We start from the raw sequence: 14821 nt of genomic DNA, 5'->3' as shown, positions 1-14821 counted from the left end.
CGGAAATTAATCAGTTGCCGGTAAGATAGGATGGTTATTTATCATTACTTCACATACTCTTTGAAAATCCCGTTCAGCCAGCGCAGCATCAAGAATATCACGGCTGCGGCTCCTCCCAGCAGCAGGAAGTTTACAAGGAAATAGTTCGCCTTGTTATCATACGTATCCCATAACGTTGCCAGAATACCTGAGAGCTTATTGCCGATAGAAGTGGCCAGGAACCAGCCTCCCATCATCAGTGAGGTAATACGCGCCGGACTAAGTTTGGACACCAGTGATAATCCCATCGGGCTCAGAAACAATTCTCCTACGGTGATGACGCCGTAACAGCCTATCAGCCACCATGGGGATGCTTTTATTGCGCCATTGCTGCATACATATACCGCACCTACCATCATCAGCGTTGACATTGCCGATATCAACAATCCCCATGCTATTTTTGACGGGGTAGAAGGCTCCCTGTTTCGTCTCCGCAGTAATGCAAAGAAGGCTACCAGCAGGGGCGTCAATGTAATTACAAAAAATGGATTGATGGATTGAAACAACTCTGTATTATATAAGCTGACACTTTTTCCTTCTGCGGGCATCTTCTCCGGCGCCACATTTTTGAAGTAAGCTACGTTACCCCATACTTTCTCCGGTTTGCCAGCGGCATCACGCAGCACCCTGAATTCTTTATCATAAGCAGTGACAGAATCCGGTTTGTTCTGCACCGTTTCTACCAGGTAAAGGCGCTGCGCCGGTTGCTCAATAGCCGCAGGAATTTCCCTGTCGGTATAATATTGTGCCCAGGTAGTCAGTGCCGTACCATTCTGTTTAAATACCGCCCAGAAAACGATAGAGACCGCAAAGATGGCCAACAGTGCTGATATAGGTTTACGATCCTTTGCATCCGCTTTCATCAGCAGGGATACAAAAAAGAATACTATTGGTACACAGGCGAAGATGAATGCATCGGTGGAGTCAGAGCCGAAGATGTTGCCGGGAATAAACCAGGCGCCGAGTCCTACTACAATTGCCGGCAGGAATACCACCGAGAAAATTCTGCTCAGCGGCATATCGCCCTCCTGCTCTGGTTTGCGTACATCTGCATGCCGGTAATGTTTCATCCCGATAACAAAAATCAGCACACCCAGGAACATGCCTATACCGGCAGCAATGAATGCTGCACCCCAGCCAATGGTATTGCGCAGGAAGGCAGCAAAAAAGTTACAGATAAAAGCGCCGATATTAATACCCATGTAAAAAATATTGTACCCGGTATCTTTACGGCTGCGGTATCTTTCATCATTATACACATTCCCCAGCAAAGTGGAAATGTTAGGTTTAAAGAACCCGTTACCCACACAGATCAGCGCCAGCGACAGGTAAAAAACGGTAAGGTTATGTACAGACAAACCTATATATCCGATACCCATTAAAATGCCTCCGATGATAATCGACTTACTGTAGCCGAGTTTGCGGTCGGCTATTAAACCACCCAGGAAGGGCGTGAGGTACACAAAAGCGATAAAGGTGCCGAAGATATCCGCCGCAGTAGCACGGTCCATGCCCCAGCCGCCTTTTGAAGTGTCTGTCAGGTACAACTGGAAAATACCGAGGATCAGGTAAAATCCAAATCGTTCCCACATCTCAGACAGAAACAGGAAAGGCAGTGCCGTTGGATGATTACGCGTTTTTTTCATACAAACAAAATATAGGTATCTGTGATAAAAGGTTGTTTTATAGCGGTGAAACGATATCATCCGTTACCGCCAAACCGCTAAAATAAGGGAAAGATGGGAATCTAAACACGCTGATATCAAACATAGAAATAACAGTATACGGGGCATCCGGATCTCCAAAGAAGATGGTAAGACTGTCTTAAGTCAGCATTGGTTAAATTCGTGTGTAAACGAACAAGTCATGAAATATGTGTATCTCGGAATTGCTATCATCGCCGAAATCATCGCAACAAGTGCATTGAAACAATCCCTTTCTTTTACGAAACTGTGGCCTTCTGTTATTGTGGTTTTAGGTTACACGATTGCGTTCTATTTCTTAAGCCTGACTTTAAAAACGTTGCCTGTTGGCATTGCCTATGCCATTTGGTCCGGTGTGGGAATAGTGATGATAAGTGTGGTAGGTGCTTTACTATACAAACAAAAACTGGATTTACCGGCGATCATTGGGATGCTATTGATTATTGCGGGTGTAGTGATCATTAATGTTTTCTCTAAAATGTCAGCACATTAGCCGAACGCCGGAAATGGTTTTATGCTAATAGCGGTGTTGGGCCTGACGAGGAGAAGAAGTGTGCAGACCAGGTATTTGGATGATGGGAATGATGAGTGTTTTTTGTCAGGTTAGGAAGTCGAACTATTTGAGAAGGGGTTAGACGGAGGTGGTCTCTTTTTCTCTTGGTGGATAGGGTGTTCTCTGCACGAATATGAAATATATGAAATAACTATTATTATACATTTGAAAAAAAATAATCATATTGATACAAAAGTATGATCACTATAATTTATTATTCTTTCTCATAATGATGTATTTGTATAACAAGGTGTTGATAATGTTACTTATCTTTGATAGAGAATACCCCAAAGCTTAGTTTACTGATTCGTATCATAATAAAACGTGACGGAGGTCATTTATTACCGGGAAATCACCCTGTACTTTTACAAATGAAACATCAGCACAAATACGATGAAGCATCAGCGTAATTTACGATCCAACCAATACACGTTAAGAACCATCCCCCATCCTTCTAAGGTGAATTCAAAAAACCATTAAACATGAAAAAAGTATTAATTATTTCAATGGCGCTCGTTTTGGGCGGAATTTCGACTAATGTTTCAGCGCAGGCAACCGCTTCCGCCACTGCCACCGCTACGATTGTAACACCTATCAGTATTACCAAGAACGTAGACATGAATTTCGGTAACATTGCCGTGCAGGCCAGCACCGGAGGTACAGTGGAATTGTCACCCGGTGGTGTGCGTATTGCGAGTGGAGGCGTTACATTACCCGTCAATAACGGAACGGTAACAGCAGCATCGTTTACTATAAATGGATCTGGTAATTACACTTATAGTATTACATTGCCCTCTTCACCGCTTATTATTACAAGCGGCGCCAATACAATGACAGTGGATGCTTTCACCAGTAGCCCATCTGCCATTGGTACATTGACTGCCGGTACACAAACACTAACAGTAGGAGCCACCCTCAACGTAGCCGCCGCAGAACCTGCCGGAACTTATACCTCTACCACACCGTTTGATGTTACTGTGAACTATAATTAAGAGTTCCTGTTTATTGCTATCGAATGAGTCTGATGTGTTGGTTCTGCATCAATTGACATCACTAATTAAACTACTATCCATGAACGTTATTGTAAAAAAGGAACACCCTGCCTCTGTTTACGAAAGGTGGATATTTTTTATCATCTTTTTTACAACAGCATTTTTTTCAACAAATGTTGTGGGGCAGGGGAATCTCCTGGTTACCCCCCGAAGGATTGTTTTTGATGGACAGAAAAGAATGCAGGAACTCAACCTGGCTAATGCTGGTAAAGACACTGCAAAATACCTGATATCGTTCATGGAAATCAGAATGAAAAGTGATGGTACATTTGAGCCGATTAACACACCCGATTCCGGTCAGCATTTTGCAAGTAGCTATCTGCGTCTTTTTCCCCGTACCGTAACACTGGCCCCGAATGAAGCACAATTGGTGAAAATACAGGTAGTAAAAACAAATGAACTGGCACCGGGAGAATACAGGTCGCATATTTACTTCCGGGCAGTACCGGACTTAAAACCGCTTGGGGAAAAATCACCGGCGAATGATTCAATTGGGATATCTGTAAAACTGACGCCCATTTTTGGATTGACGGTACCTGTTATTATACGGATTGGAGAAACTTCGGCAAATGTAACTCTTACTGATTTATCGATAATACCGGGTGACAACATGGAACCATTACTTTCTTTGGTATTCAACCGATCTGGAAACTCCTCTGTTTACGGGGATCTTACAGTCGATTATATTTCACCCCAGGGAACGGTTAAACAAGTAGGTGTTGTAAATGGAATTGCGGTGTATACACCAACGACCAGTCGTAAAATGGTACTAAAACTTAGCAAAGATGCGGCTATTGATTACAAAGCAGGTAAGCTCCATGTTATGTATACTACGCCTGCTGATGCTAAATCAGTAAAGTTAGCAGAGACAGAAATAGCATTGCATTGATCTGAAGTGGTTGCAATGGCTATACATAGCCTTGCGATTTAATTCTGGAAAAGCATGAAAAAATTTTCCCTCTACGTGCTTACCGGTAAAAGTATATGGATTGGCCTCATACTTTTATTCCCCCTTTTTCGGCTTTCAGCGCAGTCTGTCACCAACTACGCGTTTGTTGCCTCCAATGGTACTTTTACCCCGCTTTCAAGCCCCAACGCAACCAGCTGGACGGGAACTACCGATGATGGCGTTTCTGCCCTTATACCTATTGGATTTGATTTTTGGTACATGGGCGTGAGGTATACCAGTATTGGCGCCTCTACCAATGGCTGGATCACCCTGGGCGCCATTGCGACAAACAGCGTAGCGCTTAATAAGTTAACGACCGGTGGTTCTCCCAGACCGGTGATCGCCCCGCTATGGGATGATATTGACCTGGTGGCGTTTACAAATGCTACCTATAAAACAACCGGCACGGCTGGTAGCAGGATATTTACTTTAGAATTTCTGAACATGAAGTGGAACTACCTGGCACTGGGTGCGGTATGTTCTTTCCAGATGAAATTGTTTGAAAGCACCGGTAAAGTTGAATTCGTTTACAGGTCAGATGCATTTTCAAACATTACTCCCAGCGCCTCTATTGGTATTACCGCGGCCGCAACAGGATCCGGCAATTTCCTGTCAGTAAATAATGGCAGTACCAGCGTAAGTTCTACAACTGAAGCCAATGTGACTACCAAACGCACAACGGGAAGGACCTACGATTTCACACCACCGGTGCCCATTGCGCCCGGAAGTTTATCATTTACTAATGTAAGCAGCACTGCAATGACCCTGAACTGGACAGACCTTTCTTCCAATGAAAGGGGATTTGTTATTTATAGTTCCACCGATGGGGTAAACTATTCCTTCGTAACCCAAACAGCGGCTGGTGCTACTTCTTCCTTACAATCGGGGTTAACACCAGGAACTACCTATTTTTGGAAAGTATACGCTGTTACAGAAGGTGGATTAAGCACTGCGCTCAGTGGCAGCCTGGCTACGTCCTGTTTGGGCCCGGTGATTTCACAATTACCAGTTACCAACCTCATTGGCTATTATAAATTTGAAGGAAATGCAAATGATGCTACCGGTAATGACAATGGAATATTCCTGGGAGCAGTACCCATTCTAACCACCGATCGTTTTAATATCAGCAATAAGGCCTATACATTTGACGGCAGCATTAATGAAATTACAACGACCAATGCCTATGTAAATCCGGCGGCAATAAGCGTGGCTATATGGTTTAAAACAACTACTACAGTAGGTGGGGTGCTGATTGGTTTTTCGAGTGCACAAACAGGTGGCGGAGGTAACCGCGATCGCGTGATTTATATGACTGCAACGGGCGCTTTATACCTTGGTGTAGCGCCAGGTGCGGTGAAGAAATATGTAAGCACTACCAACGTTTATAACGACGGGAACTGGCACCAGGCCATAGGTACACTTGGAGCTGGCGGATTAAAATTATATGTGGATGGCAGCCTGATCGCCAGCGATGCTACCGTTACTGCTGCAGAAAGCTATAGCGGTTATTGGCGGATCGGGTACGATGATATCGCCACCTGGCCGGCTGCACCATCGAGCTTCTTTTTCCAGGGAACCCTGGATGATGCGATTGTATATCATCGAGAATTGAATAGCACAGAAGTAACTACCTTATTTAGTTCGCCGGATGGAGCAGCCAGTAATGCGCCGGTTTGTGCCGGCAGCACCCTGAATCTTACCGCTACAACAGCAGCCAGCACCACTTATTCCTGGACCGGGCCCAATGGATTCTCCTCCACGCTGCAAAATCCAAGTCTGACTTTTTCCGCTGCCTATGCAGGTGTTTATACAGTACAGGCCACAAGAGCGGGTTGCAGTACACCTTCTGTGGCTTATGTAAATGTTACAGCTACAGGTACAACCGGGCAATGGACCGGCAACACCAGCACCGACTGGGCTACCGCAAGCAACTGGTGTAATGGCGTTGTGCCGGCATCCACTACCAACGTTACCATTTCTTCCGGCGCGATACGGATGCCCGCGATCAACAGCAGCGTCAACTGCGCTGATCTTACCATCGCCAACGGCGCTACCGTAACGCTTAACAGCGCTGGTACCCTGAATATTGCAGGTACCCTCACCAACAACGGTGCTTTTATCAATAGCGGTACGGTGAATTTTAACGGTACTACCGGGCAACAAACTTTTTCAGGGGTGCCGGCATTTTATAATTTAACACTTAATAACAGCGCGGGATTGCTCATACCGGCAGCCATCGCCGTAAATAATAATCTTACACTGACGGCAGGAACGCTGAATGCCAACAACTTTAATATCACCGTAAAGGGTAACTGGGTGAACAACGTATCCACCACCGCTTTTACTGGCGGAACAGCTACCGTAACCTTTAACGGTACCACGGCGCAAACAATAGGAGGAACTTTTGCGACTTCTTTTAATCATCTCACCATTGCAGATACTGCCAGTACAGTGACGTTGAATGTAAACACCAACATTGCTGGTAATCTTTCCGTATCAAATGGAACGTTTGACCTGGGCTCGTTTACTGCTAACCGCAGCAGTGCAGGAGGACAACTAACAGTTGCCAATAATGCCACACTGAGGATAGGAGGCACCAATACATTTCCCGCAAACTATACCACCAATACCCTGGTAGTAGCCAGCACCGTGGAGTATAGCGGTACTAATCAAACGGTAGCCAATCAACTCTACGGAAATCTTAAATTGAGCAGTGCCAGCGGAGCAGCAGTAAAAACTTTTCCTGCAACAGCACTTACCATAGCAGGTAACCTTAGCAGTGTGTCAGGCGCCGGAACGGCGGTGTCATATACAGCCGGCGCTAATATAACGGTTAATGGAAACGTTTCTATTGGTGCATCGACGACTTTTAATGGAAGTAGCTACTCACATACTATCGCCGGCAACTGGGATAACAGCGGCATTTTTAACGGTAACACCGGCACTGTCACGTTCACCGGTGCCGGAGCAGCGGTAAGCGGTTCCGGTACGCAGAATTTTAATAACCTCACAGTGGCGGCTTCGCAGATAACTTTTTCTAACAATAGTATCAGCCTGTCAGGTAATCTTGCTACTTCGGGCTCCGGTTCATTCACGCAGGCTTCCGGGGGCACATTATCCATGACGGGCACTGGCACTACTATCAGTGGGGCAGGTATTTCACTGGATAATCTTAGTGTAAGCGGCACCGTTACCACTACCTCTTCATTAGTGCTCACCGGCAACGTTGTTGTCAGTGGAAGCTTGGTTGCAAGTGCCGGTTTAACTACAATGACTGGCGCCTCAAAAACAATATCAGGTGCAGGGACTATCGGTTTCGGAGTATTGAGTGTTACTGGCTCCGTTACTACGGCCACCAATTTCTCTATTTCTGTTGGCCTCGCAGTCAGTGGAAGTTTGTCGGCATCCGCAGGAACCGTCACCTTTACCGGAACCTCTTCAGTAAGTGGTGCTCCCAATCTTTTCAATGTTACTGTTAATGGTACTTCGCTTCGGCTATCAGCTAATGCTATACTGGGGATTGCCAACGTACTTGCCATCAGTGCCGGGGTACTGGATGTAACTTCTTCCGCCCCCAATACGGTAAACTTTAACGCTGCCGGGGCGCAGAATATAAATGCGATTACGTACGATAACCTGATGCTGTCTAATGGAAACAGTAAAACCGCATCAGGAGCCATCACCATGAATAATAGTCTTACTATAGGAACGGGTACTACCTTTATTTCAGGAGCATTCACCCATAGTATTTACCGGGACTGGAACAACTTTGGTGCTTTTACAGCAGGCACCGGCACCATACAATTTTTAGGAGGTCAGAGCACCGTTGTTACCGGGGTCACTACTTTCAATATTCTTACGGTGAACAGTACTGTGGCAGCTATTGGTGTTACTTTGCAGAACAGTATCACTGCTGCCACTGTAAACATGACGCTGGGTACTATTTACACAGGAACGGATACTCTCACTATTACCAATACGAGAACCGGTAATGGCATAATTCTGGGCAACATCCGGCGTTTACATTCTTTTTCATCTGGGGTGGCTTATGCATTTGAGGGTCCTGATAATCTCATTACGTTTGCCGTTGCGTTAGGGGTAACCAGTGTGATTGTATCGGTCGCAAAAGGAGCTGTCAGTGATTTTCCATTTGGTGGGGCAGTTAACAGGGTTTATAATATTGCTGTTCCTTCCGGTACTTATGTTACGGCAACGCTACGCCTGCATTATGAAGACAATGAATTAAACGGCAATTCGGAGTCGTCTATGGGATTATGGAGATACAATGGATCCAGTTGGGGGGCAGTTGGTAAATTATCTAATAGCACTACTTCCAATTATGTAGAACAAATCCTGATCACAAATATTTCCAACCGATGGACGCTTTCTGATAATTCGAACGTAGTGGTATGGAATGGAAGTGTGAGCACTGACTGGAATACTGCTGCCAACTGGACGGTGCTCCAGGGATCCGCATCCCGGCCGCCGGCCGCCACGGATATTGTTAACTTAGGAACGACTTCGTTCACCAATCAACCGACCATCAGTACAGCCGTAACCGTTAAAAATATAAATTTCGGCAGTGCCAAAGCGGTCACTTTAACAATGGCCGGTGGAGGTTCACTCACTTCCGGCGATATAAATGGTACCTGGAGCAGTAATGTTACGCATACTATTGCAGCCAATAATCAGACGGTTACAATTAACGGAAACCTGGGATTGAGTGATGGAGTAAGCGGTCATGCAATTAACCTGACGATAGGTACAGGAACCGTAAATATGACCGGTTCTCTGACCCAATCCGGGGGTGCAAGCATTGTTTTTAGCGGTGCTGGTAACCTGGGTATTGCAACAGACTATAATTACGTAAATGGCATTTTTACTGCAGGAACCGGTACCGTTACTTATAGCGGGGCTACCAACCAGGTAGTGGGTGCAGTTAATTATTATAATCTGGCGATTAATAAGTCGGCTTCATCTGCCACCATTAATGATTCCATTAGTATTGGCGGCAGCCTGTTGGTAACGGCAGGTGAGCTGGATAATCTTTCTCCCACCCTCATCACCGGCAATGTCACTATCTCCTCCGGCGGAGCGCTGCATAGTCATGCTATATTGCATGTTGGTGGTAACTGGACCAACAACGGGTCCTACACTGCGGCTGGCACCAGTATATTCTTTGATGGTACGGGTACGCAAACAATTTCTGCCAGTACTTTCAATAATTTCAATGTAAATAAACCGGTGGGCACCACCGCCATGCTCACTGGAAATGTTGTTATAACCGGGTCGGTGAATATTATCTCCGGCACAATGGATGTACAGAGCTACGGTTGCAGCCGCGATGTGCCGGGTGGCTCCGTCACCCTGGGAGATTCGGGTACTATCATCATAGGAGCCAATAATGCCCCTGTTAATTATGCCGCCTATACAGTGGCTCCCGGCAGTACTGTTATTTTTAATGGTACCGCAGCTCAGAATTTACTGCTGCCAGGAATTACTTTTGGTAACCTGATATTGAGGAACAGTGGTATTAAAACGCTTTTTGCTTCCATTGCAGTAAAAGGCGATCTGACCATCGAAAGCGGCGCTACTTTAGATGGAGGAGGCAATACTGTTACGTTGTATGGTAATTGGGTGAATAGCGGCAGTTATACGCCTTCCACCAGTACACTTGTATTTGCCGGGGCGTCAAAAAATATTACCGGAGTTACTACTTTTAACAATGTAACGGTAACCGGCAGTTATACTATTTTGAATGATCTTATATTCAATGGATTATTAAATATCACCAATACAGGAACTTTCACTGCCGGCAGTACTATTCATACCACACTGAATGCCGATCTGATAAACAGCGGGGTATTATACACTCTGGGAACAACCACTTATACAGGCAATGTTGTTCAAACCTTACGTTTGATCAACGCCATTACCACCGTTGCAATAACGGTTAATTTTAATGGCACTGTTCCGCCGGTGCTCAATTCAACATCCGCACCACAATTTGGATATCTTAATATCAATAATACCGGCGGTATCAATCCAAGTGTTGGCTGGAGCGTTTTATACTCGTTGTCAATTGGCAGTGGCGCCTCATTTAACGGGGGAACGGCTACACATAACATATTTGGTACGGTAACAAATAATGGCACCATCACGAGTAATGGTACCCTGAATTTTATACCTACATCGGCCGCAACGCTCAATTTGGGCACTGCATTTTCCAGCACCGGCACGGTGGTTTTTGGAGGGGCAGGGGCAATAACCCTTGCAGGTACTCCCGGATCTTTCCGCAATCTGGTGGTGACCAATACCAATGCCGCGGGTGTAACTCCTTCTTCGGCCTGGAATATTACCAACAACCTTACGGTGAGTACCGGTGCCATATTGAATGCAGGCAGTTTCAGTCATGTGGTAGGCGGCAATATATCTGATAGTGGTACTATTAACGCTGGTACCTCTACGTTTACGATGAATGGTTCCGGAGGGCAGGATATTTATGCTGTATCACCGTTTAATAATCTTACCGTCAACAATACGGCTGGTGCAGTTACCCTCTCGTCCGATGCTACTGTAAACGGACAACTGCAATTTGTTACAGGTAAAATAACAACAGGGGATAAGGTACTGATACAACCTGCCTCGGGAACGGTTACCGGCGCAGGACAAAGTACTGGCTGGGTGAATGGAAATTTAAAGAAAAATATCGCTACAGGAGCCACCAGGAAGAATTTTGAAATCGGAGACAACAACAGGTACACACCCGACTCTGTAGCATTTGCCAATGTTACTACTGCGGGATATTTACTTTCATTTACCACGCCCGTTGATCATCCTGGTATCAGCAGCTCCGCTATTAATCCTGCTAAAAGTGTGAACCGTTTCTGGACGATCACCAATAGCGGTATTGCATTCAGCAGTTGTAATGTAACTTTTAACTTTGCGTCTGCAGATGTTGATGCCGGCGCCAATCCCGCATCTTTTGTAGTAGGCGGATATAGCGGTGGTGCATGGAACTATCCGATGCTGGATACTGCAGCATCCACCAGCACGCGGATAAGCGGTGTAACTTCCTTCGTGGATTTTCAGATAGGAGAATTGACGATTTCTCTTAAAACCTGGGATGGTGGCGCAGGTACTCCGTACTGGGGAGATGCAGCCAACTGGAATACAAATGGCGTACCGCTGTCTACAGATAATGTGGAACTAAATGGGGCGGATACCATTAATATTAATGTAGCTGCGGTGACTAAAAATTTACTGCTGAATAATCCTGGACTGGTGTTAACAACGAATGCCGGCAACTCATTGGCAGTATCAGGTAATTTTACAATTGCAACGGGTACCTTTAACACGGCTGCCGGATTTCCTGCCGTAACGGGTGTTATTGATGTATCCGGAGGTACTGTTGGTTTTACTGGTACAGGAGCGCAAACCATTCCCGCATACAATTATAATAACCTTACCAGCAGTGCTGCGGGTAGCCGGACACTTGCCGGTAGTGGTACCATTGGTATTGCCGGTAGTTTTACGCCTGGTACCAATAGTTATACGATCAGTGGTAGTACCGTCAACTTCAATGGTAACGGTCCGCAAATAATTCCTGCGTTTAACTTTAATCATCTCACGCTGGGCAATGCGGGCATAAAAACTTTTAGTGCAGGAACAACCGGTGTTGCCGGCGTTTTATCCATCACAGGAAGTGCTGTAGCCAATACCACTGCCAACGCAGCTACCATCAGCTATAACGGGTCCACCAATCAGGATATTACCAGTATACCTTATTACAACCTTAATGCCGCAAGTACCGGTGGTGTGGTAACACTGCGCGATGCCAACGTTGCTAATAATCTTACTGTGACATCCGGAACTGTCAGCATTGGTGACGCTACCGCTACTACACAAAAAATTATCGTCAATAATGATGTTACCATAGCCAGCGGAGCTACCCTGAACGTTGCTACTAATTCCGATGCAACGCACCAGTTGACTATTGGCGGTAACGTAACAAATAATGGAAGTCTGAATCTGCGAACTGACGCCAACAGTTTGTGCAACGTCACCTTTAATAAAAATGGTATCCAAACACTTTCCGGATCGGGTGCAATAACCAGTTTTAATGGTATTACAATAGACATGGGAACCGTTAACAGTAATTATACAGATGTTACCGCCACTAATTTTTCCGCACCGGATGGATTCCTCACACTGAAAAACGGATCATTTAATCTGAATAGTGCAGGCGTCAGCGTTATTCCTTTTACATCAGATATTACCACCGGGAATTTTTTAATACCTGCTACAGCAGGTTTATCTGTCAATGCCGGAACGATTAATGCCACTAATATGAACTGGACCATTGGCGGGCTGGTGAAAGTCAGCGGGGGCGCATTAAATATCGGAACGGCCGCTGATAACGTGGCTATACCGATGTCCACCGCACATATTGCGATGCAGGGAGGAAGCCTTCGCCTCGCATCTGCCATCAGTAATCCCGCTGCTTTATGGACACTTGATATGCAGGGAGGAACAATGACTGTAAATGCACTGGGAAGTACAGCAGCGGGCATAGCACCGTTTAATATGGATGCTACCGGCGCCAGTTTCAATATGTCCGGAGGAACAATCGTGATTCAACAAGCGGGAGGCAGTACTGGGCAGCAGCTTGGATATAATAACCTGGCTACCGGTGGAACTGGTTTTACCGGAGGCACTTTACAAATAGGTAATGCGTCAACTCCGGCAGCACAAACAATGAAGATTGCTTCTACCAATCCTATTTATAATTTAACTGTCAACAGTGCAAATGCCACCCTGTTTCAAACATCTACGCTGACAATAAAGAATAATGTGACGGTAACTGCCGGCGCCCTGAATGTGGACAGCCAGATATTAAAGATCGGTGGGGCGATCAGTAATAGCGGGACGTTTACCGTCAGCAACGGTACCATTGTAATGAACGGAACAGCTGCACAAACCATTCCTGCTGCTGCATTTTCAGGAGACCTGATTCGTAATCTCACTATTGACAACAGTGCCGGTGTCACTTTAGGCGGCACTTTGAATCTTACAGAAGTATTATTGGCATCCAACGGCCAGCTCAATGCAGGTGGTTATCTTACCCTGATGTCAACGGCTGCCAAAACGGCCCTCATTGATGGTGCCGGAAATGGAGAAGTGGTTGGTAATGTAACCATGCAACGATATCTGCCGTCCGGATTCGGCTACAAATATTATAGTGTCCCATTCCAGGGAGCTACCGTAAACGAGTTTGCGGACGATGTAAATCTTGGTGCATCGTTCCCGACTTTTTACCGGTATGATGAAACGCTCGCTTCTTCCGGTTGGGTAACCTATACCACCACTACTAACCCGCTGAATCCAATGCAGGGATATGCAGCCAATATGGGGAATGTGGCTACCGCAAAAACAGTGGATGCTACAGGAGTGGTTAATAATCATCTGATCTCTTCTCCTGCTTTATATAATCATAACGAGCCTTTCACACTGGGCTTTAACCTGGTGGGCAATCCTTATCCATCTCCTGTAAACTGGGATGCCGCCAGTGGATGGACCCGCGTTAACATTGATAATGCAGTATACTATTTTGATGCCGGTACTACAGACCAGTATACAGGCACCTACAGCTCTTACATCAATGGTGTTTCCAGTAATGGAATAGCTGGCCCTGTCATTGCTGCCATGCAGGGATTTTTTGTGCATGTTTCTGATGGGGCATATCCGGTGCCGGCAACTTTCACGGTAGATAACAGTGCGCGTGTTAATAACCTGGTGCCGGATTTTCACCGGCGTCCGGCGCCGGTAACTGCGCCGTTAGTAAGACTCACCGCAGGATTTGCAGATGCAACGACCCTTTCAGACCCGGTAGTCGTTTATTTTGATAATAAGGCAACAAAAGCATTTGACCGGGAAATGGATGCGTTAAAGCGCCTGAATACTGATGAGCAGGTGCCGAGCTTGTATGCCCGCGCTTCTGATACAAACAGACTTTCTATTTGTGCATGGCCGGATTTGAAAGATAGCACAGATGTAATTCCGCTTGGCCTCGAATTGCAACGGGGTGGATGGATTACTTTTAATGCTGTTGATATAGATAGAATTCCTGCGGGGTGGCATATTTATTTTTATGATGCTAAAACAGGTGTTACACAAAATGTACAGGATGTTCCGAAGTACAGGATACAGCTGGATGCCGGTAATTACCAGGGCAGGTTTTTCCTGCAGTTTCATCTCCGGGATTCCGTGCCACCTGCTGCACCAGCCGGAACATACAAAGCATATAGTGCAGGAGGAATGGTGTATGCCGATATCCGTAATGTGCCTGGTGAGCGCTGTGATGTGAACATCATTAATCTGTCCGGCCAGGTAGTCCGCAGGAGGCAACTGAATGGCAACGGGCATCATGAGCTGGGATCAGGATTCGCCAGTGGTGTATATATCGTCAGCTTCATTGTGCAGCACCAGGTTTTTTCCCAGAAGATATTTATAAGCAATTAATTAC

The 14821-nt window shown here is 45.8% G+C and carries 5 protein-coding genes; 4 read left to right on the top strand and 1 reads right to left on the bottom strand.

What is annotated here, in order from left to right:
• Positions 1-44: 44 nt before the first annotated feature.
• Positions 45-1685, bottom strand: coding sequence for a peptide MFS transporter (locus tag AC1DCV_RS19500; RefSeq protein ID WP_477024721.1), 1641 nt, complete (start codon positions 1683-1685; stop codon positions 45-47).
• A gap of 220 nt (positions 1686-1905) precedes the next feature.
• Between AC1DCV_RS19500 and AC1DCV_RS19495 the strand changes: the two genes are divergently transcribed.
• The 4 genes from AC1DCV_RS19495 (at position 1906) to AC1DCV_RS19480 (ending at position 14817) form a co-directional block, all read left to right on the top strand.
• Positions 1906-2235 carry a DMT family transporter gene (locus AC1DCV_RS19495; RefSeq protein WP_477024720.1) on the top strand — a complete coding sequence of 110 codons (330 nt, stop codon included), beginning with the start codon at positions 1906-1908 and terminating at the stop codon, positions 2233-2235.
• A 542-nt stretch (positions 2236-2777) separates the two neighbouring features.
• Positions 2778-3287, top strand: a complete 510-nt coding sequence (locus AC1DCV_RS19490) for a DUF4402 domain-containing protein (protein WP_477024719.1) — start codon at positions 2778-2780, stop codon at positions 3285-3287.
• 79 nt (positions 3288-3366) lie between these two features.
• Positions 3367-4236: a fimbrial biogenesis chaperone gene (locus AC1DCV_RS19485; protein WP_477024718.1), complete on the top strand. Its 870-nt coding sequence runs from the start codon at positions 3367-3369 to the stop codon at positions 4234-4236.
• 54 nt (positions 4237-4290) lie between these two features.
• Positions 4291-14817, top strand: coding sequence for a fibronectin type III domain-containing protein (locus tag AC1DCV_RS19480; RefSeq protein ID WP_477024717.1), 10527 nt, complete (start codon positions 4291-4293; stop codon positions 14815-14817).
• The last annotated feature ends 4 nt before the right edge of the window (positions 14818-14821 follow it).

The organism is Chitinophaga sp. 10T418 (assembly GCF_056394125.1).
This window is presented reverse-complemented; position numbering and strand designations above follow the sequence as displayed.